We start from the raw sequence: 24,988 nt of genomic DNA on the forward strand, positions 1-24,988 counted from the left end.
GACGAGTTGCCCATCGAGCAGGTCGCCAAGCGCTGGATCGTCGCCTCCGACCCCGACGACGCGGTCGAGCAGGTCAAGCAGTACGTCGACGCCGGTCTGAACCACCTGGTCTTCCACGCCCCCGGCCACGACCAGAAGCGCTTCCTGGACCTGTTCAAGACCGATCTCGAACCGCGATTGAGGAACCTGGCATGAGCGAAGAGAACGAACTACCCGGCCCGGTGTCGGCCGACCTCGCCGGCCTCGAGGGCATCCTCGGCGGCAAGGCCTCCGTCCGCGTCCTGCGCTATCCGCACGAGACCGAGCCGGATGAGGAGGGGAACACCACCGAGTGGCACTGCGACATCGTCGTCGTCGACGACATGCCCGCCCCCGGCTTCTCCACCTACGCCACCATCGGCGCGCGCGAGCTCCCCACCAACGTCACCACGCCCGAGGGGCGACAGATCCGCAGTGAGTTCGTCACCGTCGGTCGCACCGAGCACCGCGCCATGGCCGACGTGCTCGACGCCTGCGCGCTTGCCGTCGCCACCGGCTCCATCCACGTCGCCCCCGGCGCGGTGATCCCCAACGCCGTGGGACTCGTCGACTCCGGGCGACGCTGCGAGCACCTCGTCCTGTCCCCGCCGTTCCTGTGGCCCGACCTCGAGGTGGTGGACGAGTCCGGCGGCTCCGACGGCACCGGGCCGCTCCTCACCCGGCTGCAGGCCGTGCCCATCACCACCGCCGAGATGTCCGCGATCGTGAAGGAGGGTGCCGACGCGCTGTTCGAGAAACTCGACACCGCGGACGCCGACGTCACCAACCCCGACCGGCCCAGCGTCGTCTGACGAGGCGACGGGCATGAGCGCCGCGCTGGTGCGCGTCGTCGACACCCTCGCCGGGCGCCTCGTGGTGGAGGCCACCGCGCGGGGCATCGTGCGGATCGACCGCGTCGGGTCGGACGTGGTGGTGGGGGACGACGACGACAACGCCGGCCGACCCTCCACCGACCCGGCGGCGGACCATCTCGCCCGCCTGGCCGAGCACCTCGACGGCTACCTCGCCGGGACCCGGCGCGATATCGATGTCCCGCTGGACCTCGAGGCCGCCGGGGTTCACGACGAGTTCTCCCGCGAGGTGTACCGGGAGATCCAGCACATCCCGTACGGCGAAACCAGCACGTATGGGCAGATCAGCGTGGACGCCGGGCGCCCGCGGAATGCGCGTCGCGTCGGGCGGTTGTGCAGCCTTGTGCCCGCGCAGTTCCTCATCCCCGTGCACCGCGTCATCCGCGCCGACGGCGGGCTCGGCGCCTGCCCCGAGCACCGGTTGCAACTCCTCGAACACGAACGGCGCAACCTCCACGCGGGCCGGCCCGTCGCGTTCCCGCGGGGCTATAGCGACTAGCGGCGTGGCCAAGAGCAATGCTGTGCCTACGGGACTCCCGGCAAATCTGATGCTCTGCCGGGGTGGACCCGTTAGCGGTGTGACACCCGCCGCGGTGTGGTTACGGTGGCCCCAACGCACGGGCCCGCCCGCCGTCCACAACGCACAGGGGAGCACATGACCGTCGGATCAGTGACCAACGCGCCGCGCACGCAGAGCGCCGCCGACAGATTCCTGCAGGTCCGAGGCCTGACCGACCTGCTCGCCTCGCGGCTGAGCGCGGAAGACCAGGTGCCGCAGTCCATGACCGCGGCCAGCCCCGCCGCCTGGCACCGCGCCCACACCACCTGGTTCTTCGAGGAGTTCGTACTCGGCCGCGTGCCCGGCTACGAGTCGCCCGAACCGATCTTCCGGTTCCTGTTCAACTCGTACTACGAGGCCGTCGGCCCGCGGCAGCCCCGGCCCGAGCGTGGGCTCATCACCCGCCCGTCGGTGGCCGAGATCGGCGACTTCCGGGCGCGCATCGACGAAGCCGTCGTGGACGCCCTCGAGGCCGGTCGTATCGACGAGCGCGGGCTCGAACTGCTCGAACTGGGGTGCCACCACGAGCAGCAGCACCAGGAGCTGTTGCTCATGGACATCAAGCACCTGTTCTCCCACAACCCGGCCGATCCCGTTTATGTGGCCCGGGACGTCGACCCCGCAACCGCGACGCCGGGGGAGACGGACTGGCTCGTCGTCGTCGAGGGCGTCGCCCAGATCGGTGCCGAGGGCGACGGCACCACCCGCGTCGGCACCCATCCTCACGGCGGCACCCATCCCGCCAGCGCCGCCGCTGCCGGCGGCTTCTCCTACGACAACGAACGGCCCCGTCACCGGGTGTGGATCCCCGGCGGCGAGGTCGCCACCAGGCAGGTCACCGTCGGCGAGTGGAAGCAGTTCATGGCCGACGGCGGGTACTCCCGCCCCGAACTGTGGCTCTCCGACGGCTGGGCCACCGTGCAGGCCGAGGACTGGGACGCGCCCGGCTACTGGCGGCGCGAGGCCGAGGACGGGTCGGACCGGCCACCCGGAGCCGCCGGCCAGGTCGACACCGAGTGGACCACCTTCACCCTCAGTGGACGGCGGCCGGTCGTCGACGCCGAGCCGGTGGTGCACGTGTCGTTCTACGAGGCCGACGCCTACGCGCGCTGGGCCGGGGCGCGGCTGCCCACCGAGTTCGAATGGGAGACCGCTACCGTCGGCTGGGAGGTGCGCGACGAGCTCGACCCGGCGCGCTGCCACCCGCGACCCGTGACCGAGCGCACGATCGGCGGCGTGTGGGAGTGGACGTCCAGCGCCTACCTGCCGTATCCGGGGTTCGTCACCGAGGAGGGCGCGGCCGGCGAGTACAACGGCAAGTTCATGTCCGACCAGCACGTCCTGCGCGGCGGGAGCGCGCTGACCCCGGCCGGCCACACGCGCCACACCTACCGCAACTTCTTCCCCGCCGCGTCGCGCTGGGCTGCGGCCGGCCTGAGGCTCGCGCGGTGACGCGGGCGCGTGAGGCCGGGAGGATGACGACGACGAAGCCCGTCGCCGACCCCGCGGACACCGCGGCCCTGGAGGCTGATCTGCTCGCGGGGTTCTTCGACGATCCGCCGACCGTGCCGCCGCGCTGGTTCTATGACGAGAAGGGCAGCGTGCTCTTCGATCGGATCACCCGGCTGGAGGAGTACTACCCCACGCGGGCGGAGGCGGAGATCCTGCGCGAGCGGGCGGCCGAGATCGTCAGCGACACCACCACCCTCGTCGAGCTGGGGGCCGGTACGTGCGAGAAGACGCGCGTGCTGCTGGACGTGCTGGCCGGCCGGGAGGGCGGCGCGACGTACGTGCCCGTGGACATCAGCACCGAGATGCTCGAGGACTCGGCGCGGTCGCTCGCCGCCGACTACCCGGGTCTGAGGGTCGAGCCGGTGGTCGGGGACTTCCTCGCGCTCGACGGGCCGTTGCCGGGGGAGCCAGGTGGGAGGCTGGTGCTGTTCCTCGGCGGTACCGTCGGCAACTTCACCGAGGCCCAGCGCGCCGAGTTCTTCGCCATGCTGCGCGGCGTCATGGATCCGGGCGATCGGTTTGCGGTGGGCTTCGACCTGGTCAAGAAGCCGGAGAGATTGGTCGACGCGTATGACGACGCCGACGGCCTCACCGCCGAGTTCAACCTCAACATGCTCGACGTGATCGCCGCGACCGTGCCCTGCGAGGGGCTCGATCCCCGCGACTTCCGCCACGAGGCCGTGTGGAACGAGCGCGAGAGCCGGATCGAAATGTGGCTGCGGGCCGTCCGCGACGTGCGGATCGAGTTCCCCGGTCTCGGGCTCGCGCGGACATTGGCGGCCGGGGAGGGCATCCGCACCGAGATCGCACGGAAGTTCGGGGCGAGAGGTCTGGTCGAGGAACTCTCCGGGCTCGGGTTCGGTCGCCCGAGTGTCTGGACCGACCCCGCGGGCGATTTCGGGGTGGGCGTGGTCGTCGTCGACTAGGTGCTGGCTTCGCGCACACCCGCACTGAACTGCGGTTCTCCCCGCGGCGGCGAGGTGGTGTCGTACCCGCGGCGTAGGTTGTGGGCGTTCGGATCGCTGTGACCTCAGGCGGTTCCGGCATGTCATGCTGGGCGTCGACACCTCGTCGCCCGCACCGCTGTCGGCGCTGTGTCGCCGGCCCCGTCGTGCCACCTGCTGCGACGGCTGTCGAAGGGGGTACTCCATGACGTCTCCGGACAAACCTGATCCCGGCGAGCCGGATCGCCCCGATAGCCCAGATCGCTTTGATCGAGCCGAGCGCTCCGAGCGCTCCGATCGCTCCGATCGACCCGATCGGCTTGATGGCCTCGGCCGTACCTCCCCCGGGCACAACCTGCACACGACCTACGGGCACCCCGGCCCGGGCGAGGCGCCGGGGCTGGCGCGCGAGCTTCTCGCTGAGGCCCAGAACCTCGAGGAGGTGATCGAGGACGTCGGGCGGGACGTCCTGGCCATCGCCCAGAGGATCAGTAGGGCCACCGACCGGCGTAGAGCGGCGCTGTACGCACCGGCGCTCCTGGCGGGCCGGGACGTGCTGGACTCGTTCCTGGAGGACCTGACGGCCATCGCCGACTGCGTCGAGGCGCTGTCCACCGCGCTCGGGCCGCTGACCGATGACGATGAGCCGGACGCCGCGGACGCCCGCATCGCGCTGAGCGCCGTCCGCTGCATCGTGAAGACGGCCGGCGACCAGGGGCGCGAGCATGCGCACATCGGCCGGCTCGCGACCGAGCGGGTCAGCGATTTCGCCGAGTTCGAGATGCTCTACCAGCAGATGATGCGAGACCTGGGGCGGCGGGATCTCGCGGCGGTCGACGCGCGGATGCCGCGGTTCGCGGAGGTGGAACGGAATCTGGTGACGAAGCGGGCCTCGGCGATGTTCGTGGACGTGCGGCGCCGGCGGGAGGAGCTGGGCGTAGTCGGGCGTGAAGACCGGGGCGACGACGACAACGACTTCATCATCTGACCTGCACTGATCGCGCTGGCGATGAGGTCGTGTCGTACGTGTGTTCTAGGTTGTGGGGCATGACACAGGGAGTGCGGGACACCAGCGGGCCGGGCGCCGTCATGGCCCCGTTGGACGACGTACTCGCGTTCCTGGAGGCCTCCATCGAGACGCTGTGTGCCGTGGACTGGGCGGGCTACGACGCCGACCAGTTGGCGGATGCGGTGACGCGGACCGAGATCGTGGCCAGGCGGCTCGAGTCGGCGGGGTCGCGGGCCACGGCCGAGTTGGCCGGGTTGCACCAGCAGAAGGGGCGCAGCCCGGGCGGAATGGCCGCGCTGCTCGCCGCGAAGCTGGGGCTCGCTCGGGGGACGGTGCACGGCCGGATCGAGGCCGGAGGTCGGCAGGCCACGCCGGCCGGACGGGCGGCCGCGCGTGGAGTGATCTCGTGCGAGCACGAACGGATCATCGCCAAGGCGGTCGCCGGGCTGCCCGGGAAGATGGGCGGCGCGGCCAAGACCAGGTTCGCCGAGGAGCTCACGCACTTCGCGCGCACCGCTGCGCCTGCTGATCTACGGGCCGAGGCCGCCCGCCGGCTCGCGGAGCTGTGCCCCGATCGCGGAAAGGACCGCGAGAAGCACCAGGAGCGTCAGCGCTCGGCGCGGCTGGGTGCGGTGCGGTCGGACGGCACCAGCATGCTGACCATGACCCTCACCCCGCGGGGGCGGGCCCTGGTGGAGCGGGCGCTGTGCGACTTCGGCGGGCCCGGCGGGGCGGTGGGCTGCGAGCCGGGCTCGGACGAACGGGCTCCCGAGCAGCGTGCCCACGACGCGCTTGTGCATCAGTGGGCCCTGGGCTCGACCGTCGACCCGGCCCGGCCCAAGGGCATCGCGACGATTGTGATCCGGCTGACGCCCGAGCAACTCGAGGATCCCCACGCGCTCGTCCGCACCGACTCCGGCACCCAGCTCAGCGTGCGCCAGGCCGTCTCGATGGCCGGCGGCATGCCGTGGTTCGTCTCCGTGCTGCGTGACGGCCGCGAGGAGCTGCATCGCATCGACGTGGACGCCCACCCCGGGCGCAGGCTGGCCTCGGCCATCCAGAGGTTGGTCCTCTACGCCGCCCACGGGGGGTGCACCTTCCCGGGTTGCACGGTCCCGGCGAGGCGAAGCCAGTTCCACCACGTGCTCGAATGGTCCAGAGGTGGGCCGACGACCATCGCCAACGGTGCACTCGGATGTCATGTCCACCACGGGTTCGTCGGCGGTGGTCCGTCCAGTTGGAAAACCATCGCGAACCCGGACAGTCCCGGCCGCTGTACCTGGCTGCCACCCGGCACCGATCGACTCACCGCCGCCTGATCCGCGTCTCCGCGGCGGTCACACCTGGTGATTCCCCGTTCGTCGGGTGTGCTTGTGTGGTAGTCCGAGCGGTACAAGGTGTGGGAGTTCGCGAGCGCTGACACAATGCCCTCGTGCCCGAATCCAGCAAGTCCGATTCCCGCCCGACCGCATCGACCGACGCCGACGCGCCCGACCAGGACGCCGCGGCACTCATGATCCCCGCCCAGTCGAGCGCGGCGCCGCTCTCGTCGTCGGCGGTGTTCGTCGCCGCTCCCGAGGGTGACACCGGTAAGTCCACCGTCGCGCTGGGGCTGCTGCGCATCCTCGCCGGCACCGTGCAGCGCGTCGGTGTCTTCCGCCCGGTCACCGTCGCGCCCCGCGCCAACGGTGAGGAGCCGACCCGGGACCGGATTCTCGAGATGCTGCTCCAGCACACCACCGTCGATCTCGACTACGAGGACTGCATCGGCGTCACCAACGCGCGCGTCCACGAGGACCGCGACGCGGCGCTCACCGAGGTCGTCGACCGGTATCAGGTGGTGGCCCGCGAATGTGACGTCGTGGTGATCCTCGGAACCGACTACACGGGAGTGCCCAGTCCTGCCGAGTTCGATTTCAACGCGACCCTCGCGGTGAATCTCGGCGCCCCCGTCCTGCTGGTCCTCCGCGCTTCGGGTCGCGAGCCGGAGGAGATCGCCACCAACGCCCGCCTCACGCTCGATCAGCTCCGGGCCGACCATGCCCACCCGATCGGCGTGGTCGCCAATCGGTGCGATGTCGACGATCTCGAGGCGATCCAGTCCGAGCTCGACTCTCTCGACGTGCCCGCCTGGACTCTTCCGAACCTGCCCTTCCTCACGGCGCCCACGATGGGTGAGCTCATGGAGGCGGTGGGCGGCTCGCTGTACTCGGGCGATCCCGCGCTGCTGGACCGCGAGGTCATGGCGGTGATGGTCGGCGGCATGACCGGTGACCGGATTCTCGAGCGTCTCGTCGACGGCATGGTGGTGATCGTCCCCGCCGACCGCACGGATGCGGTGCTGGCGATCATGGGCGCGCACGCGGCCGAGGGCTTCCCCGCGCTGGCGGGGATGATCTGGAACGGCGGGCTCCGGCCGAACGAGGCCATGGATCGGCTGGTCCACGGCATGCGGTCGACGCTGCCCATCGTCTGCACCGAACACGGCACCTACGACACCGCGCGCCTCGCCGCGGACACCCAGGGCCGCGTCTACTCCGGTTCGGGCCGCAAGGTCGAGACGGCGCTGAGTCTGATGGAGAAGCACGTCGACACTGAGGAGTTGCTCGCCCGCCTGCGCGTCGACACCCCCGACGTGATGACGCCGCAGATGTTCGAGCACCAGCTCCTCGAGCGTGCGCGTGCCGATCGTCGTCACATCGTTCTTCCCGAGGGCGACGACGACCGCATCCTCCACGCGGCCGGCCGTCTGCTCCGTCGTGACGTGGCCGACCTGACGATTCTCGGAGATGTGGACGCCATCCGGCGCCGCGCCGACGAGTTGGGCATCAACCTGTCGGGGGCGCAGCTCCTCGACCCGCGCACGAGCGAGCACGCTGAGAAGTTCGCGGTCGAGTACGCCGAGCTGCGCAAGCACAAGGGCATGACGATGGACGTGGCCCGCGACCGCATTCTCGACATCTCCTACTTCGCCACGATGATGGTCCACACCGGGCTCGCCGACGGCATGGTCTCGGGCGCCGCCCACACCACCGCGCACACCATCCGTCCGGCGCTGGAGATCATCCGCACCCGCCCGGGCGTCAAGACCGTGTCGAGCGTGTTCCTCATGTGCCTGTCGGATCACGTGCTGGCCTTCGGCGACTGCGCGGTCGTGCCCGATCCGACGGCCGAGCAGCTCGCCGACATCGCGCTGTCGTCGGCGGAGACGGCGTCCCGGTTCGGGATCGATCCCCGGGTCGCGCTGCTCTCGTACTCCACCGGTGATTCCGGCAGCGGTGCCGACGTGGACAAGGTCCGTGACGCCACCGCCATCGTGCGCTCGCGTATCGCGGAGGCCGCGGCCGACGGTGACTCCGCGGCCGACGGCGAACCAGCCACCGACTCGGACCCCGGCTCCGAACCCGCCACCGACCCGGACGCCAGCTCCGACCCCGCCACCGACCCGGACGCCAGCTCCGACCCCGCCGCTGCCGCGATCGCCGCGGCGGGCGACTCGTCCGCCTCCGCGGCCGACCTCCTCGTGGACGGTCCATTGCAGTTCGACGCGGCCATCGACCCGACCGTCGCCAGGAAGAAGATGCCGGACTCCCCGGTCGCGGGCCGCGCCACGGTTCTGGTTTTTCCGGACCTCAACACCGGTAACAACACCTACAAGGCCGTACAGCGTACGGCGGGCGCGGTGGCGATCGGCCCGGTCCTGCAGGGCCTGCGCAAGCCGATCAACGACCTGTCCCGCGGCGCGCTGGTCGAGGACATCGTCAACACGGTCGCCATCACGGCAGTCCAGGCCCAGGGCGTCGCCGAGAACCCCGCCCCCTCCGGTGACACCTCCTCCGGCCCCGCCGACAAGAACGGAAGCCGCTCATGACCCGCGTGCTCGTCATCAACTCCGGATCGTCCTCGCTCAAGCTGCAGATCCTCGACACCGCCGGGGAAGACGAGCTCGCGTGGGCGTTGGTCGAGCGGATCGGTGAGCCGACCGGCTCCCTCACGGTTCGCCGCACCGCGATGACCGGGGAGTCGGCCGACGAGCGCACCGCCGAGGGGGCGTTCCCGGACCACACCGCCGCCCTCGGCCGCGTCCTCGAGCTCGCCGGGGAGTTGCACGTCCACCCCACGGACCTGGGCGTCGAGGCGATCGGCCACCGCGTGGTCCACGGCGGGCCGGAGTTCCACCAGCCGGTCCTCGTGACCCCCGAGGTCGAGGCGGACATCGAGAAGCTCGAGCTCCTCGCCCCGCTTCACAATCCGGCCAACCTGCGTGGCATCCGCGTCGCCCGAGAGCTGCTCCCGGGCCTGCCGCACGTGGCGGTGTTCGACACCGGCTTCTTCCACACCCTGCCGGCCGCCGCCCACACGTACGCGATCGATCGCGAGACCTCCCGCCGCTGGGACCTGCGCCGCTACGGCTTCCACGGCACCAGCCACGAGTTCGTCTCCCGTCGGACGGCCGCCGTCCTCGACCGTCCCTACGACGAGCTCAACCAGATCGTCCTCCACCTCGGTAACGGCGCCTCGGCGTCGGCGATCGCTGCGGGCCGCGCCGTCGACACCTCCATGGGCCTGACGCCGCTGGAGGGCCTGGTCATGGGCACCCGCCCCGGCGACCTGGACCCGGGCCTGATCATCCACCTGATCCGGGACCGCGGGATGTCGCCGGGCGATGTCTCGACCCTGCTCAACCGCCAGTCCGGGTTGGAGGGCCTGTCGGGCGCGCGTGATTTCCGCGAGCTGCTCTCCCGTGTCGACGACAACGACGACGACGCCGTCCTCGCCTACGACGTGGTGATCCATCGCCTGCGCCGCTATATCGGCGGCTACTGGGCGGTGCTCGGTCAGGTCGACGCGATCACGTTCACGGCCGGCGTCGGCGAGAACGTCGCCCGGCTCCGCGCGGACGCGCTGTCCACGATGGGGGACTGGGGGGTGCAGATCGACGCGGAGGCCAACGAGAACGGTTCCGGCGAACGCCTCATCTCGGCTCCGGACAGCCGCGTGAAGGTGCTCGTCGTTCCCACTGACGAGGAGCTGGCGATCGCCCGCGCCTGCGACGACGTCCTCGGCCTCGGCCCCGACGCCTGACACCCTGGCCTGACCCGCCGACCTGGCCCCGGCCAGGTCGGCCCGTCGAACGTCGACACGTCCGAGGGCTCTAGAACAGGGTGCGCGGCCGGATGCTGTTGGCCTGATCCACCAGCCGGAACCGCTGCTGGCGGGTCTCGGTGGACCTGGCGAGCGTGCGCAGCACGGTCTCGGCGCCGCTGCGCAGCCCGAAGTCGGTGAACGGCACCCCCCGCATGAGCGGCGACGGCGACGGCTCGTTACCCGGCAGTTTGGTCCAGTCCAAGGCCGTGGTGAGCACGGTGAGCCGGATCTGGAAGGCGCGGTGCTCGCCGGCGGGCAGCGAGTTGACCCGCCGGGCGGCTTCGCGGAGGTGCGATTCCTCGGTCTCCTCCAGCGGCCGTCCCTGGCACAGCAACAGGATCGAGGTCAGGCTGGCCAGTGAGGAATAGCGGGAGCTGGGCGAGACCCGGTCGAGTTCGGCGATGGCGGCCGCGACCTCGCCGCGTCGCTGCAGTTGCCGGGCCAGGCCGAATGCGGAGCTGATCACCGAGCGATCCACCGACCACACGGTTCGGTAGAAGTGCTCGCTGGAGCGGGCCCAGCGGTTGCGGTCGCTCTCGGGGCACACGTCGAGGATCAGCTCGGCGGTCGCGGCCAGTGCGAGCTTGGGGCCGTTCTCGCCCGGCATGGCGGTCAGCACCTGTTGGAACTTCGGGTAGGCCCCCACCGGGTTGCCCTTGAGGAGGTCGATCACCCCGACGTACCAGATCAGCCGCCATTCCGATGCCAGTCGGTCCGAGTTCGACTCCAGCAACGCCTCGGCGGCCGCGAGGTCCCCGCTGTCGAGGTAGGCGCGGGTGAGGGACATGATGACGCCCACGCTCTCCCGCGCCTCCGAATCTTCGGCGGAGTACAGCTCGAGCAGTGTGTCGATCCGCTGCTCGACGGAGGTGTACGAGGTGGCGGCGAGGATCCGGCTCGCGGGGTCGGTGGATTCCATGAGCGGCACGGGTAGGGCATCGACGAGCTCGGCCCCGGTGAGGGTCGTGTCGCGGGCGTGGCCGTCGACGAGGAAGTCGGTCGGCTCGACGGTGAACAAAGTGCCGAACGTCGATCGCTGGGGCGAGAACACCTGCGAGAACGCAGGGTGCGGAACCCCGGTACGCAGCGCCAACACCTCGCGCAGCACGCCCATGAGCTGCCCGGCCATGCCGGTCGCGCTGCGGAACCGCATGGTGGGGTCGTCGTTGGTGGAGCGCAGCAGGAACCGGTACAGGGAGTCGTACCGGCTGAAGACGGGCTCTTCGACGGGGGAGGGGATGCCGTGCGCGTACCGGCCGTCCACCACGGGCAGTCTCACGATCAGCGACGCCAGGGTGCGGCCGACGGTGTAGAGGTCGGAGGCGATCGTGGGGCCGGTCTCGGGGATCTCGGGCGCCTGGAAGCCGGGGGTGCCGTAGATGTGACCGTAGTCGCCGACACCGGAGACGGCACCCATGTCGATCAGCTTCACGTGATCCTCGGTGAGCATGATGTTCTCGGGCTTGAGGTCGTTGTAGACCAGCCCCACCGAGTGCAGGTACGAGAGGGCCTGGAGGACCTCGAGCACGTACGCGATGGCCTTCTCGACCGGCAGCACCCGCCCGGGCGCGGACCGCCGAACGTCCCGCAGGCTGGGGCCGCCGACGTACTCCATGACGATGTAGCCGCCGTGGGAGGGTGAGGTGGCCCAGTCGTCGTGGATGAAGTTGTAGATTCGCACGATCGACGGGTGGGACAGCTCGGCGAGGATCTCCCGCTCGGCGACGGCCACCTCCTGCGCCTCGGCCTGATCGGCGTGGAGCAGGCCCTTGAGGACGACCCACCGGTCGGAGACGTTGTGGTCGACCGCGAGGTAGATCCAGCCCATCCCGCCGTGTGCGAGCGCGCCGCGGACTTCGTACTGGTCGGCCACCAGGTCGCCGTAGCGCAGCTCGGGGCGGGGGAGACGACCGTTCGAGGCAACGCATTCGGCTTCGATCTCTTCGGGCGTGAGCATGGCCGAGGTGGGGTCCACCGGGATGATGTACGGCAGGTCGACCAGACCCTCGGCGGCCAGACTGGGCTTGTCCTCCGGCTTGTCGGGGTGGCGCAGCCGGAAGGGGCCGGTGCTCGACCGCTCGCCGGGGCTGGTGTCGGTCGTGCGGCTCGACGACGCCGGGCCGGGCACGGCTTCGGTGAGGGGCTCGGGGTCGTCGTCCTCGTGCCGGCGGCCGGGGTCGGTGTCCCCGAGGAAGCCGGTCATGGAGACCGCGCCCGTGACGTCCACGGTGCCGGTCGAGGGCATCGCGCCGGTGTGTTCCATCCCGCCGGTGGACGGCATCCACCCGGTCGCCTCCATCGCGCCGGTGTGTTCCATCCCCCCGGTGGACGGCATCCCACCGGTCGACGCCATTCCGCCCGACGCCCCGGCGCCCCCGGTCGCCGCTGTGCCCCCCGTGGCCTCGACGGAGCCGGTCACGGTGACGGCCTCCGTGTGCATCGTGGCCTGTGTGCCGACGCTGGGCTCGTCGCCCTCAGGCCCCTCATCCCACTTGCGGTAGCTCATTGCTGCGGCTCCGGGAGGTAGGTCGGCGCCGGCATGCCGGGGCTCGAGCCCAGGCCGGAGAGCCACGTCGAGTACATGCGGTTCCACGTGCCGTCGGCGCGGATCCGCGCGAGGGTCGAGTTGACCTGCCGGACCAGCCCGTCGGTGTTGTGGCTCGGCGTCGACTTGGCGATCCCCACCCCGTACGGCTCGGCCGCGAGCTGCGGGCCCACGATCTCCAGGTACGGGTCCTGGGCGGTGATGCCCACGAGGATCGCGTCGTCGGTGGTGATGGCGTCGACCTGGTTCTGTTGGATCGCCACCAGGCAGTCCGCCCACGTGTTGACCGACAGCACCGTGATCCGGTCCAGCTCCGCCCACAGCCGCGCGGCGGACGTGGTCCCGGAGGCCACGCAGACGCGCTTGCCCTCGAGATCCTCGAGGTCCTCGATCCCGGACCCGCGCACCGCCAACACCCGCTGATAGGCCTGGTAGTACGGGGCGGAGAAGGCCACCTGCTCTCGCCGCTCACACGTGATGGACATCGACCGGATGACCAGATCCACCTGGTTGTCCTCGAGCGCCTCGATGCGGTTCGCCGACGTCAGCGACCGGAACTCCACCTGGTCGGGATTGCCGAAGATGTCGTCGGCGATCTCGCGCGCCAGGTCCACGTCGAAGCCGGTCAGCTCGCCGGTGGCGGGGTCGCGGAAGGAGAACAGATTGGATCCCTGGTCCAGGCCCACGATGAGCCGCCCGCGCTCGATGATCTTGGGGACGCGTTCCTCCGGGTCGGCGTCGTCGGGCCGCAGGCTGGCGAGGGGATTACAGGAGTCGTCCTCCGCCGGCAGCTCACCCGGGATTCCGGTGCTGATCACGGCCCCCGCGGGCAGCGGCATCACCGCGTCGACCTCGGGGATCCCCGCGTCGGCCGAGTCGATCGACGTCGAGTCCGCGGGGGCGTCGGGGAGGCCGCCCTCGTCGTCGTCGACACCACAGGCGCTCGTCACCGCCAGCGCCGCCACCAGCGCACTCCCGACCAGCCCCCGCACGGCGCGGCCCACCACGACGCGGCCCCGCGCCGCGCCGCCCAACACATCGCCAACCCGCACCGCGCCGCCCCGCACTGCGCCGGCCCGCACCCCACCCCGCCGACTCACAGGTACTCCCTGATCCGCGGCGCGACCCCCACCACGACCGCGAACGCGGCGAGCGTGGACAGCGCCATGATGAGATCCGGCCCGGCCGACGACGTGCGGCGCGCCTTGTCGATCCGGGTGCGCAGCGTCTCCCGCGCCTCCTCGATGGCCTCCTGCATCGACTGGTCGAACTCGTCGAACGCCGCGCCCGAGTCGCCGGCCTCCTGCCCGGACGAGATGCTGATCGCGCCCTGGTAGTCGCCCTGCTGGTACAGCGAGTCGGCCCGGTTCTGCGCGGCCACCCACTGGTCGAGGAACTCGATCGCCGCGGTGACCGCACCGTTCTCGTCGAGGCTGATGTCAGTGCCGCCGCCGGGCTCGTCGTCGCCCAAATAGACCGTGAGCGTGTCCCGCACACCGCCCAGCGTGGCGGCGCGTTCGGCGGCCGAGCCCTCAGGATCGGTGCGCCGCACCAGGTTGAGCGTCTCCTGCGCGCGCACCTTCTGCGCGTTGATCCGCTGCCGGGTCAGCTCGTTCATCGGCGCCGCCCCCTCGGACAGCCCGCGCGCGTTGTCGTTCGCGGCGAGGAACCCGGCGATCATCGTCAGCAGCATCGTCGCCACCATGAGCAGCGACGCGAGCGCCAGCGCCGGATTGATCCGCCGCCCGGTGAGCCGCCACAGCCACTGCTGCAGCACCACCAGCACGGTGATCGCCAGCCCCAGCAGGAAGAACGACCCCCACGGCGGCGATGACCACTCCCGGTCCGACTCTCCCACGGATGTGGACTGCCGGTCGTACAGGTCGGCGGCGGCGGGCAGGATCGTGTCCTGCATCAGCGATGACGCCGACGCCAGGTACGCCGAGCCGACCGGATTGGCGACGCGGTTGTTGGTGCGCGCGGTCTCCACGAGCCCGGTGTAGGTGGCCAGCTGCGCGTTGATGTTGGCGAGTTGGTCGATGGATTCGGAGTCGGTGCGGTCGAGGCCCTGGGAGGCGGCGATGATCGCGGCCGACGAGGAGGCGATGGCCTGCAGGTAGCGGTCGCGCAGCTCGGCCGGCTCGATCCCGCCGGTGATGAACGCCGTGTTGGCCGCGGAGTCGGCGATGGTCAGCGAGCTGTACAGGGTCTGGGAGGCGTTGGCGACCGGCTCGACCTCCGCGAGCAGCGTCTCGTGGTGGCTCTGCCGCTGCGTGATGGTGCCGGACGCGACGATCCCGCCGGCCAGCACCGCGATGAGCGCCAGCACCGCGAACACCGACATCCGCCCCGGCGTGGTGAGCACGTCCGACCACATCCGGGCCGCACGCCGGCGCACGTGGCGGCGGGGTTGGACGAGCGTGGAGGACTCCGCTTCCGCGCCGGAACCGGTGCCGACGGGGTACTTGGCTCGGGGCAGGGTGGGGGCGCTCATCGCGTGGTTCACCTCCCCGGTCCCGGCCCGCCGGGACGCGGATCCGACGGGAGTGTGTCCCAGGTTAGTGAAGTGGCGGCGCCGCGTCGGGCAGACTGGTCGGCGAGTAGGCAAGGTCGCGCCCGAACAGTGGGGCGGGCAGCGCGCAGGAAGGTGGTCGGCCGGTGGTCGTGCAAGAGGGAGACGGCAACGGCTGGGTGGTGTCCGACGCGGGCGACCGCCGGTGGGGGCGCTTCGGCGCGGCCGGGTTGTTGCTGCGCGCCGCCGACCCCACCGACCCCGACATCCCGCTGGTGTTGCTGCAGCACCGCGCGGTGTGGACGGCGTCGGGCGACACGTGGGCGCTGCCGGGCGGCGCGCGGGATTCGCACGAGGACGCGGCCGTGGCCGCGCTGCGCGAGACCGAGGAGGAGGCGGAGATCCGCCCCGCCGACGTGGTGGTCCGCGCCGAGCGGGTGACCTCCCGGATGCCGGGCACGGTCTGGCACCGCCCGGGGCTGGACATGCGGCATGTGGCGCGGATGTTGAGCCGCCTGCGCCCGGATCAGAACCACCCGGAGTCCGACGACGACAACGCCACCACCGACACCCGGTCCACGTCCGGGGCCGCGGCGCAGGCCTCCTCCGGGCAACCCACGCGGGGCGGTCCACGGATCCCGCCGCTCGTGCAGATCTCCGAGGACCGGGTGGAGTGGACGTACACGACCGTCGTGGCGGATGCGCCCAGCGCGCTGGAGACGGTGCCGAACAACGAGAGCCTCGAGCTGCGCTGGGTGCCCGAGACACTGGTCTCGGAGTTGCCGCTGATGCCCGCGTTCGCCGCCGCCTGGGCGGACGGATTGCGCACCGAGCCGGTCGAGCTGGTCGTGGACGTGGCCAACGTGCTGGGCTCGCGGCCCAACGGCTGGTGGAAGGACCGCGCCGGCGCCACCGCCACACTTCTCGACGAGCTGGGGGCCGGAATGCCCCGCACGATCGAACTGCCGGCGGACGGCGACGCCCCCGTTCGCTTCGGCTGGGTGGCCCGCGCGCACGCCGTGATCGAGGGCGCCGCCCGTGCGGCCGAGCACTCCGGGCCGTTCGTCGTGCACCGCGCCACCGGCGAGGGCGACGACTCGATCGTCGGCCTGGCCACCGAGCTGGACGGCGGGCCCCGACGAGTGGTGGTCGTGACGGCCGATCGGGGACTGCGGGCCCGGTTGCCGGAGGGTGTTGTCGTCGTCGGGCCCCGCGCCCTGCTCGGCTGACCCGCGCCCGCTCACCCGCGCTCGTTCCACGCCGACAACCCACCGCCTGCGCCGCCCGTCGCGCGCCGCTCACCTGTCCGGGCCGTCGCCTCCCACCCCGATCCGAGGGCCGTCCGCGTCGCGCGCGTGCACACTGGTCGTCATGAGTCCGAGTCCCGAGATCCTCGTCGGCCCGCTGCTGCGGTACGTCGACGCCACCGATGCCACGGTGTGGGTCGAGGTGTCCGACCCGTGCAGGGTGACGATCCGTGCCGGCGGCGAGGAGGTCACCGAGGCGAGCTGGGGCGTGTTCGGGCATCACTTCGCGGTTCTGCACCTGCGGCAGCTGCGCGCGGGCGTCGAGACGCCGTACGAGCTGGAGCTCGACGGCCGGGCCGCCTGGCCGCTCGACCCCGACCGACCCAGCGTGATCCGCACGCCGCGCGCCGACGACACGGTGCGGCTGGCGTTCGGCTCGTGCCGGCGCGGCGAGAGCCAGACCCCGGCGGCGCTGCGCAAGATCGGCGCGGACGCGCTGGTGGCGCTGTCGCATCAGATGGCCCACACCGACCATGACAACTGGCCCGACGCGATGCTGCTGCTCGGCGACCAGGTGTACGCCGACATCCCCAGCCGTGAGATCGCCGAACGGCTGGCCGAGCGTAGGCGTGCGGGTGGCGGCCCACAGGCGGTGCGCGACTCGGCCGGGGCGGGCGGCGACCGCGACGTCTCCGGCGAGATCTGCGACTTCGAGGAGTACTCGTGGCTGTACCACGAGTCGTGGCGGGACCCGGACGTGCGCTGGCTACTGTCGACGGTGCCCAGCTGCATGATCCTCGACGATCACGACCTGCGCGACGACTGGAACTCCTCGCACTCGTGGCGCCGCGAGATGACCGCGCAGCCGTGGTGGCGCGACCGGGTGATCGGGGCGTTCGCCAGCTACTTCGTCTACCAACACCTCGGCAACCTGGCGCCGGACGAGCTCGACGAGAACTCCGTCTACCAGGCGATCAGGACGGCCGACTCGGACGCCGAGCGCGAGCGGATCCTGTCCGACTTCGCCGTGGCCGCCGACTGCGAGCGGGGCGCCTCCCAGTGGAGTTTCAAGCGCGACTTCGGCCGGGTGCGGGTCGTGATGCTCGACGTGCGCGCCTCCCGCCACCTCGAGCCCGGGGATCGCCGCGTGATGGACGACGGCGAGTGGGAGTGGACGCGCCGCGCCTGCCTGGACGCGGACGTGGACCATCTGGTGATCGGCTCGTCGTTGCCAGCGTTCATGCTGCCGGCGCTGCATCACGTGGAGGGTTGGAACGAGGTGACGGCGCGGGATCGGCCGAACAAGCCGGTCAGCGCGCGGGTCGGGGAGTGGATACGACTGACGGTCGACCTCGAGCACTGGGCCGCGTTCCGCAGCAGCTTCGACGACCTCGTCGGCCTGCTCACCGAGGTCGCGGCTCGCGAGGGCGGGCGCGCGCCGGCATCGATCCTCATGCTCGGCGGCGACGTCCACTGCTCCTACCTCGAGGAGATCGACCTCACCGCTCCGGCCGCGGCCGACTCGCCGACGCGTGTACACCAGCTGGTCATGTCGCCGTTCCGGAATCCGCTGCACCAGCCGATCCGCGTGGTGAACCGCCTGTCGGTGCGGGAGCCGGTGCCCGCGCTCACGCGCCGTCTGGCCCGAGCGGTCGGCGTGCGCGAACCCGCCGTGCGGTGGCGGGTGACGGATGGGGTGTGGTTCGACAACGGCGTCATGACCCTCGTCCTGCGCGGCCGTCGCGCGTCCGTGCAGGTCGACCACGCCGTCGTGGAGTGGCCCGCACGCGGCCTCGGGAAGCTGCTGACGCTGGTGCCGAACCTGGCGCCGGACTCGTGGGGCCGGCGCGGTGGCGGCGGGGCCGAGGGTGGCGAGCGCGGCGGTGGCGAGCGGGGCGGTGAGCGCGGCGGTGGCGCACCGCGGCAGGGCGGGACGAGCCCGAGGGCACGACGACAAGACGGCGATTCCCTCGAGCGCAAGCCACGTCAGGTGCTTCGTCGCACGGTGACCAAGGATCTCACCGGGTAGCGGAAGCGTTTCGCGCCCCGCCCGGGAACTGTGTCTGCATGGCTGCGAGAAGCGTCGGCGCCACGTTGAGGATCGAGGCGAATCTTCGCAGTGGTGCCAACAAGGTTTCGCCAGCGGCCAGCGGCCAGCGGCCGGGCGGTCCGGCGGGCTGCGGTCGTGGGCGGTCAGCCGAGGGCGTCGCGCAACCGGCGGGCGGCGGCAGTGGGGTCGGCGGCGTCGGTGATCGCGCGGACCACCACGGCCCGGCTCGCGCCCGCGGCCAGCACCTCGCCCAGGTTGTCGGAATCGATCCCGCCGATCGCGAACCACGGCTTCCCCGCCGCAGTCGCGCCCGCGACAATGCCTGCCTCCGCGCCAGCACCCACATCTGCACCCGCCCCCGCTCCAGGCTCCGCGCCCGCACGGCTGCCAAGCCCGGCGGCGTGCCGCACCAGCTCCAGCCCCGGAGCGTGCCGCCCCGGCTTGGTGGGCGTGGGCCAGACGGGCCCTGTGCAGAAGTAATCGAACAGCGGGTCCGCGGCGGCGGCGTCGACCTCGTCGGACGCATGGCAGGAGATGCCGAGAATCATGTCGTCGCCGATGATCCGGCGCGCCCATTCCTCCGGGAGGTCGTCCTGGCCGATGTGCAGGATGTCGGCGCCGGCGGCCGCGGCGATGTCGGCGCGATCGTTGACCGACAGCAGCGCGCCATGGGCGTCGCACACCTCGCGCATGACGGCCAGGGCCTGAAGCTCGTGCCCGGCCTCCAGCGGACCCTGCTCCCGTTCACCGGCCGAGTTCTTGTCCCGTAGCTGCACGAGGTCCACCCCGCCGGCCAGCGCGGCGGTGACGTCACGCCGCAGCGCCGGATACTCGCCCGTCCAGCCCTGTTCGCGGGCCTGCTCGTCGAGATGCCGTCGCGCGTCAATACAGAGGTAGAGGCGGGCATCGGCGAGGCGGGCGCGAAGGCTGACGGCGCGGGAGGTCATGGGCTCAACCGTAGGCCACGCCCCACTAGGCTGGCCGTCATGACCGCGCCCGACCCCATCGCCGACCCAGCGGCCGCCGAGGCCGTCCGCGAGGCCGCCGTCGACGCTGACGCCGGCACCGGCACCGGCGCCGCCCGTGTTGCGGTGATCGGCGGCTCGGTGATCGGCCTGGCCTGCGCCTGGACGATCGCCCGCTCGGGCCTGGCCTCCGAGGTCGTGGTCCACGAGCCCGACGACTCCGGCCCCGACGGCGTCCCCACCTCGGGAGCGGGATGGGTGGCTGGCGGGATGTTGGCCCCGTTCAGTGAGGCCTGGCCGGGCGAGGAGTCCGTCTTCGCGCTGGGTGTGGCCTCACTGCGCCGATGGCCGGAGATGCTGAGCGCACTGGAACCGCACACGCCGCCCGGCCCGCCGATCCGCAGTGCCACCCACACGCACATGCTCGCCGTGGACGACGCGGACGCGCGCGACCTGGACATGGCCATGTCGTGGGCGTTGGGCAACGACGTCGTCGTCGGGGGAATCAACGACGCCGACCTGCGGCGCGTCACCCGCCGCGAACTGCGCGAGGCCGAGCCCTCCCTGGCGCGCGTCGCGCGCGCCGCCTACCGGATGGACTCCGAGGGCGCCGTCGACAACCGGATCCTGCTCGCCGCGCTGACCCGGGCCTGCCGCGCAGAGGGGGTGACGTGGGTGCGCAAGGAGGTGACCTCGCTGGACGACGACATCGACGCCGACCGCGTCGTCCTGGCCGCGGGCTCCGGCTCCGCGGTTCTCGCCGGGCTGCCGATCCGGCCCGTCAAGGGGGAGGTCCTGCGGCTGCGGGCCAGGCCCGGCTGCGAGGACCCACCGCGGGGAGTTGTCCGGGCGTTCGTGCGGGGGCGGCCGCTGTACCTCGTGCCGCGCGACGGCGGACTCGTGGTGGGCGCCACGCAGTACGAGCACGGCGATGACCGGCAGGTCACCGTGGCCGGCGTGCGCGACCTGCTGGCCGACGCCGAGACGATCTTCCCCGGCATCGGCGAGTACGAACTGGCGGAGATGATCGCCGGGCTACGGCCCATGACGCCGGACAACCTGCCGATCCTCGGCGTCGACCCCGACGACCCGCGGCTCATCCACGCCACCGGGCACGGCCGCAACGGGATCGCACTGACCCCGATCACCGCGGCCACCGTGGCGGCAGAACTGCAGGGGGCGCCCGTCCCGGAGGCGGCGCGGGCGGCCCGGGCCGACAGGTTCCGCCGCGGGTGACTACCGTGGTGGACAGGCACTTGTCGTATCCAGGAGGCTTCATGATCGTCACCGTCAACGGTGAGGACCGCACGCTCACCGACGGCGCCACCGTCCGCACCCTGGTCACCGCGATGGACCTGCCCGACGATGGTGTGGCCATCGCTGTGAACGGCATGGTTGTGCCCGGCTCGAGCTGGGACGACACCCCGCTGGGCGCCGGCGCGGAGGTGGACATCCTCACGGCGGTCCAGGGTGGCTGACCCGGCCGGCTCCGCCGCAGTCTCCGCCGCAGGCTCCGGGTCGAGTTCCGTGTCGAGTTCGGTGGCGGGTTCCGTGGCCACCGCGCCGAGCGGGGCGTCCCTCGACTCGAACGTCGCCTCGCAGGTCGCCGCGGTGCTGGACTCGCCGCTGGTGATCGCGGGCGAGGAGATCAGCTCGCGGCTCATCACCGGCACGGGCGGGGCCGGAAACCAGGAGGTGTTGCGCGAGGCGCTCATCGCCTCCGGCACCGCGCTGACGACCGTCTCGATCCGTAAGGTCGACATGCGGCTGGGCGCCGGCGGGCCGGGCCTGCTGGGGATGCTGCGCGAGCTCGGCATACGCGCCCTACCCAACACGGCCGGCTGCCGGGGCGCGGCCGAGGCGGTCAAGACCGCCCGGTTGGCTCGCGAGGCGCTGGGCACCAATTGGGTCAAGCTCGAGGTGATCGCCGACGAGCGCACCCTGTTGCCGGATGCGATCGAACTCGTCGAGGCGGCGGAAGACCTGGTCGATGACGGTTTCGTCGTCCTGCCCTACACCACCGACGACCCCGTGCTCGCCCGCCGTCTCGAGGACGTGGGCTGCGCGGCGGTCATGCCGCTGGGCGCGCCGATCGGCACCGGGCTGGGCATCTCCAACCCGCACAACCTGGAGATGATCGTCGAGCGTGCCGGCGTGCCGGTGATCTGCGACGCCGGGATCGGCACCGCCTCCGATGCGGCCCTGGCCATGGAGCTCGGCTGCGACGGCGTCCTGCTGGCCACCGCCGTGACCCGGGCCGAGAACCCGCCGCTCATGGCCGCCGCGATGCGCGAGGCCGTCCGTGCCGGGCACGCCGCCAGGCTGGCCGGCCGCATCCCCAAGCGGTTCTGGGCGCAGGCCTCGAGCCCGCCGATCGACTGACGCTCCGGGCGGGGCCCGGCGTGCCCGGCGGGGTGGGTGCGTCGGCGCCGGTCAGCGAGGCCGGTCCACCGCCGGGGCGGGTGCGTCGGCGCCGGTCAGCGCTCCGGGCGCGGCACGCGTCGCACCCCGACGCCGCCCATCAGCGCCAGGCCGGTCACCCGGACGGTCGGCGCTCCGGGCGGGGCCTGCCGTACCGGCCGCGGGTCCTCCTTCCAGGTGCTTCGGTCCTCGGCGAACCCGCCCATCAGGCCGAACCCGTCCATCACGAGGTGGATGTCGTCGGGGACGATGATCTCGATCCCGCCCCACACGGCGAACGCGCGGATGGTGGTCTCCCGCGACTGCAGGTCGGCCTCCCGCAGGTCGATCGAGATGCCGCCCATGACCGCCACCGCGGTGTGGGAGTCGGCGATGGTCCACACGGCGGAGCGCTCGCATCCGCTCATCACCGCCACCGACGCGCTGGTGCCGGGCTGGCCGCTCACGCGGTTCGCGGGCATCCAGTCGTGGCGCGGCTCGGGGCGCACGTCGGACTCTGGAGCCGGTCGGGGGTCGAACTGCCGCCGGGCCGGCGAGAGGTCGACCGTCAGCTCAGCGAGGTCGGCCCGGAACAGTGCCCGGTAGGCCTGGGTGGTGCGTTCGTCGAACTCGGCGACGGTGAGCCGACCCTCGGAGAAGGCCTCCTGCAGGATCCGGGCGGTCTCGTGGCGCTCGGCATCCGAGGCCCGCACCGCGGGGATGTTCCGGCCGGGGTCCGAGGTGGCGTCGTCGTCCATGCTGAGAGTTTAGGCTCCGCAAGCCGGGCCGCGGGCCCGGTGCGCATCGGATACCCGTTCACTGCCACCGCCGTGCCCCGCGTCGAGAACCGCCGATCGGCGAGGAGAATGCAGCATAATAAGGACCGTGAACATTGCCACGAATCCTGTTCCGGGACCGCTGCGACGCCGCGTGCGCGGAACGAGATTCGTCCCGGTCGCGTCACTGGCTGTCCTCCTGACGAGCGGGTGCGTTGTCTCGGAGGTCACGCACACGCAGAACGGCGAGACCGTCACCGAGAGCGTGAGCGAGGCGCCGAACACCGAGGACATCGATCCGTGCGGACTGGATGAGTCGTTCCTGGTCGGACTCTCCTTGGATCCCGCCGACCTGGTTCGGGGTCGAGGGGCCAGTTCCTCGCCCACGTGCACCTGGGAGGAGGGCCCGTACAGCGAGACCAGTCTCTATTACTGGGTCGAGGGCCAGACCCCTGCGGACCCGGCGAACGAGGTCACAACCCTGGACAACGGCCAAGAAGTCGAGGTCTTCTACGATTCGCCGGGCATGGCGAGGTACATCCTGCGGAACGACGACCTGACGTTGAATGTCAACTACTCGGCCCCCGCATCCCTCGAGCCCACGGCGCCCGAGGGAGTGGCCGCGGTGATGGACCAACTCCTGTTGATGTACGGCGGTTGATGAAGGGCGGCTCCCTGTCACGCCGCCGGGGCAGGCACACTGGACCCCATGATCGAGGTACGGAATCTCACCAAACGCTTCGGCGCGGCCACCGCCGTCGACGACCTCTCCTTCTCGGTGCGACCAGGTGTCGTCACCGGATTCCTCGGCCCGAACGGGGCCGGAAAGTCCACGACGATGCGCATGATCGTCGGTCTTGACACTCCTACTTCAGGGGAAGCGCTGGTCAACGGTGTCTCGTTCCGGGAGCTGGACGCTCCCGCGCGGACGGTGGGCTGTCTGCTCGACGCGTCCTGGACCCACGCCAACCGTTCCGCCGGCTCACATCTGAAGATGATCGCCGCGGCGGCGGACATTCCCGTCTCGCGAGTCGACGAGGTGCTGACCCTGGTCGGTCTGGCCGACGTCGCCGGTCGCAAGGTCGGCGGTTACTCACTGGGTATGCGCCAGCGCCTGGGCCTGGCCACGGCCATGCTCGGCGATCCCGAGATCCTCATGTTCGACGAGCCAGTCAACGGCCTGGACCCGGAGGGCATCCTCTGGATCCGCCGGTTCATGCACGCCCGCGCGGCGGAGGGCCGCACGGTGCTGGTGTCCTCGCATCTGCTGTCGGAGATGGCGCAGACCGCTCAGGACCTCGTGGTGATCGGCCGCGGTCAGCTGCGCGCCCAGACGTCGGTCGAGGAGTTCCTCTCGCAGGCGAGTTCGGCGGTCGTTCTCCGTACCCCGCACGTCGACGAGTTCGCCTCGGCGGCGCGCGAGGAGGGGATCAATGCCAACTTCGACGCGCAGCAGGGCGTGTTCCTGATCGACGGCCAGAGCGCCCGCCAGGTGGGCGATCTCGCCGCCAGCCTGGGAATCACGATCCACGAACTACACGAGAAGCGGGCGTCGCTGGAGGAGGCCTTCATGGCCCTCACCGACCAGGACGTCGAGTACCACGGTCAGGAGTCCGCCCGATGAACCTTCTCAAGTCCGAGTGGATCAAGGTCACCACCACCAAGAGCGCCTACTGGCTGTACGGGATCGGGATCGCCCTCGCGCTGGGGATCGCCGTTCTCCTGGGCCAGCTCGAGCAGTCCTCGGGCGGCGAGCCGGTCGCGGGCGCACCGGGTGGCGGGAGCTCACCGCTGTTCGCGATCACAGGCGTCAGCGCCTTCACGGTGCTGCTGGTGTGGATCGCGGCGATCGTCGCGGTCACCGGCGAGTACCGCTACCACACGATCCGGTCGACCTTCCTGGTCACGCCCGCGCGGTGGCCGGCCGTGGTGGCCAAGACGGTGCTGTTCGTCGTGCTGTCGATGATCGTGGTGGCCGTCGCGGTGATCGTCTCGCTTCTCGTGGCGGGCGTGCTGTCCGGCAACGACGAGTGGACCCCGTTCTCCGGAGAGGGGCTGACGCTGCTGTGGCGCTTCCCGGTTTATTCCGCGCTGGGCACGGTCGCGGTGATGGGCCTGGCGTACCTGATGCGTAACGCGGCCGGCACGATCTCGTTGTTCCTCGTGTGGATCCTGGCGGTCGAGGGCATGGTCTCGCTGATCCCCAGGATCGGCCAGGATATCGCCGCCTGGATGCCGTTCTCCAACGGTGACTACTGGACGCAGGGCGAAGCCATGCGCGGGTTCGTCACCTGGGGCCAGTGGCCGGCGTTTGCCTGGTTCGCCGCGGTGTGTATTGCCCTGTGGGTCGTGGGGTTGGTGGTGACCCTGCGCCGCGACGCCTGATCCCGGCCCCCGCGGCCCCGCCGCCGCCCACCCCCGCCGCTCTGCC

Annotated in this window: 21 protein-coding genes and 1 pseudogene; 17 read left to right on the forward strand and 5 right to left on the reverse strand. The window is 71.4% G+C overall.

Going from position 1 to position 24,988, the window contains the following annotated elements; all coding sequences use genetic code 11:
• The 9 genes and pseudogenes from ACWIFB_RS14125 to ACWIFB_RS14165 all read left to right on the forward strand — a co-directional run.
• Positions 1–195 (forward strand): annotated as a pseudogene (locus ACWIFB_RS14125) (glucose-6-phosphate dehydrogenase (coenzyme-F420)); the annotation flags it as partial.
• The gene (locus tag ACWIFB_RS14130; protein ID WP_454058591.1) at positions 192–830 is read left to right on the forward strand and encodes a suppressor of fused domain protein; all 639 of its coding nucleotides are present in this window, start codon (positions 192–194) and stop codon (positions 828–830) included. The pseudogene ACWIFB_RS14125 and the gene ACWIFB_RS14130, both read left to right, overlap by 4 nt.
• Positions 831–843: 13 nt before the next feature.
• Positions 844–1,389, forward strand: coding sequence for a methylated-DNA--[protein]-cysteine S-methyltransferase (locus ACWIFB_RS14135; RefSeq protein WP_454058592.1), 546 nt, complete (start codon positions 844–846; stop codon positions 1,387–1,389).
• Between the two features lie 156 nt (positions 1,390–1,545).
• Positions 1,546–2,901, forward strand: a complete 1,356-nt coding sequence (gene egtB, locus ACWIFB_RS14140; RefSeq protein ID WP_454058593.1) for an ergothioneine biosynthesis protein EgtB — start codon at positions 1,546–1,548, stop codon at positions 2,899–2,901.
• A gap of 23 nt (positions 2,902–2,924) precedes the next feature.
• Positions 2,925–3,887 (forward strand): L-histidine N(alpha)-methyltransferase, encoded by a 963-nt coding sequence (gene egtD / locus ACWIFB_RS14145; protein ID WP_454058594.1) that lies wholly within the window; start codon positions 2,925–2,927, stop codon positions 3,885–3,887.
• A gap of 223 nt (positions 3,888–4,110) precedes the next feature.
• Positions 4,111–4,893, forward strand: coding sequence for a hypothetical protein (locus ACWIFB_RS14150; RefSeq protein ID WP_454058595.1), 783 nt, complete (start codon positions 4,111–4,113; stop codon positions 4,891–4,893).
• A 59-nt stretch (positions 4,894–4,952) separates the two neighbouring features.
• Positions 4,953–6,233, forward strand: a complete 1,281-nt coding sequence (locus ACWIFB_RS14155; protein WP_454058596.1) for a DUF222 domain-containing protein — start codon at positions 4,953–4,955, stop codon at positions 6,231–6,233.
• 194 nt (positions 6,234–6,427) lie between these two features.
• Positions 6,428–8,785 (forward strand): phosphate acetyltransferase, encoded by a 2,358-nt coding sequence (gene pta, locus ACWIFB_RS14160; RefSeq protein ID WP_454058631.1) that lies wholly within the window; start codon positions 6,428–6,430, stop codon positions 8,783–8,785.
• The gene (locus tag ACWIFB_RS14165; RefSeq protein ID WP_454058597.1) at positions 8,782–9,999 is read left to right on the forward strand and encodes an acetate kinase; all 1,218 of its coding nucleotides are present in this window, start codon (positions 8,782–8,784) and stop codon (positions 9,997–9,999) included. The genes pta and ACWIFB_RS14165 overlap by 4 nt, the downstream gene beginning before the upstream one ends.
• 70 nt (positions 10,000–10,069) lie before the next feature.
• Here the strand turns inward: ACWIFB_RS14165 and ACWIFB_RS14170 are convergent, their stop codons facing one another.
• The 3 genes from ACWIFB_RS14170 to ACWIFB_RS14180 form a co-directional block, all read right to left on the reverse strand.
• Complete coding sequence (locus ACWIFB_RS14170) at positions 10,070–12,568, reverse strand: tetratricopeptide repeat protein (protein WP_454058598.1); 2,499 nt, start codon at positions 12,566–12,568, stop codon at positions 10,070–10,072.
• Complete coding sequence (locus ACWIFB_RS14175) at positions 12,565–13,611, reverse strand: glutamate ABC transporter substrate-binding protein (protein ID WP_454058632.1); 1,047 nt, start codon at positions 13,609–13,611, stop codon at positions 12,565–12,567. The genes ACWIFB_RS14170 and ACWIFB_RS14175 overlap by 4 nt, the downstream gene beginning before the upstream one ends.
• 92 nt (positions 13,612–13,703) lie before the next feature.
• On the reverse strand, positions 13,704–15,101 hold the full coding sequence (locus tag ACWIFB_RS14180) for a hypothetical protein (RefSeq protein WP_454058599.1): 1,398 nt from the start codon (positions 15,099–15,101) through the stop codon (positions 13,704–13,706).
• Between the two features lie 164 nt (positions 15,102–15,265).
• On the opposite strand from ACWIFB_RS14180, the gene ACWIFB_RS14185 reads away from it, so the two are divergent.
• The gene (locus ACWIFB_RS14185; protein WP_454058600.1) at positions 15,266–16,348 is read left to right on the forward strand and encodes an NUDIX domain-containing protein; all 1,083 of its coding nucleotides are present in this window, start codon (positions 15,266–15,268) and stop codon (positions 16,346–16,348) included.
• 142 nt (positions 16,349–16,490) lie between these two features.
• Complete coding sequence (locus ACWIFB_RS14190; protein ID WP_454058601.1) at positions 16,491–18,395, forward strand: alkaline phosphatase D family protein; 1,905 nt, start codon at positions 16,491–16,493, stop codon at positions 18,393–18,395.
• 164 nt (positions 18,396–18,559) lie between these two features.
• Here the strand turns inward: ACWIFB_RS14190 and ACWIFB_RS14195 are convergent, their stop codons facing one another.
• A complete protein-coding gene (locus ACWIFB_RS14195) occupies positions 18,560–19,363 on the reverse strand; it encodes a thiamine phosphate synthase (RefSeq protein ID WP_454058602.1) in 804 nt (267 codons plus the stop codon).
• Positions 19,364–19,402: 39 nt separating this feature from the next.
• Between ACWIFB_RS14195 and thiO the strand changes: the two genes are divergently transcribed.
• The 3 genes from thiO (at position 19,403) to thiG (ending at position 21,763) form a co-directional block, all read left to right on the forward strand.
• The gene (gene thiO, locus ACWIFB_RS14200; RefSeq protein ID WP_454058603.1) at positions 19,403–20,617 is read left to right on the forward strand and encodes a glycine oxidase ThiO; all 1,215 of its coding nucleotides are present in this window, start codon (positions 19,403–19,405) and stop codon (positions 20,615–20,617) included.
• Positions 20,618–20,658: 41 nt separating this feature from the next.
• A complete protein-coding gene (gene thiS, locus ACWIFB_RS14205; protein ID WP_295647725.1) occupies positions 20,659–20,859 on the forward strand; it encodes a sulfur carrier protein ThiS in 201 nt (66 codons plus the stop codon).
• A 133-nt stretch (positions 20,860–20,992) separates the two neighbouring features.
• On the forward strand, positions 20,993–21,763 hold the full coding sequence (thiG, locus tag ACWIFB_RS14210; protein ID WP_295647757.1) for a thiazole synthase: 771 nt from the start codon (positions 20,993–20,995) through the stop codon (positions 21,761–21,763).
• 95 nt (positions 21,764–21,858) lie between these two features.
• Here thiG and ACWIFB_RS14215 read toward each other — a convergent pair whose 3' ends face one another.
• Complete coding sequence (locus ACWIFB_RS14215) at positions 21,859–22,539, reverse strand: DUF1707 SHOCT-like domain-containing protein (protein WP_454058604.1); 681 nt, start codon at positions 22,537–22,539, stop codon at positions 21,859–21,861.
• Between the two features lie 127 nt (positions 22,540–22,666).
• Between ACWIFB_RS14215 and ACWIFB_RS14220 the strand changes: the two genes are divergently transcribed.
• From ACWIFB_RS14220 to ACWIFB_RS14230, 3 genes are read left to right on the forward strand one after another with little or no spacing between them, the layout of a single operon-like run.
• Complete coding sequence (locus tag ACWIFB_RS14220) at positions 22,667–23,218, forward strand: hypothetical protein (RefSeq protein WP_452099866.1); 552 nt, start codon at positions 22,667–22,669, stop codon at positions 23,216–23,218.
• A 48-nt stretch (positions 23,219–23,266) separates the two neighbouring features.
• Positions 23,267–24,181: an ABC transporter ATP-binding protein gene (locus ACWIFB_RS14225; RefSeq protein ID WP_454058605.1), complete on the forward strand. Its 915-nt coding sequence runs from the start codon at positions 23,267–23,269 to the stop codon at positions 24,179–24,181.
• Positions 24,178–24,942, forward strand: coding sequence for an ABC transporter permease (locus ACWIFB_RS14230; RefSeq protein WP_452099864.1), 765 nt, complete (start codon positions 24,178–24,180; stop codon positions 24,940–24,942). The genes ACWIFB_RS14225 and ACWIFB_RS14230 overlap by 4 nt, the downstream gene beginning before the upstream one ends.
• Positions 24,943–24,988: the final 46 nt, after the last annotated feature.

The sequence above is a fragment of the Dietzia sp. NPDC055340 genome (genome assembly GCF_053645335.1).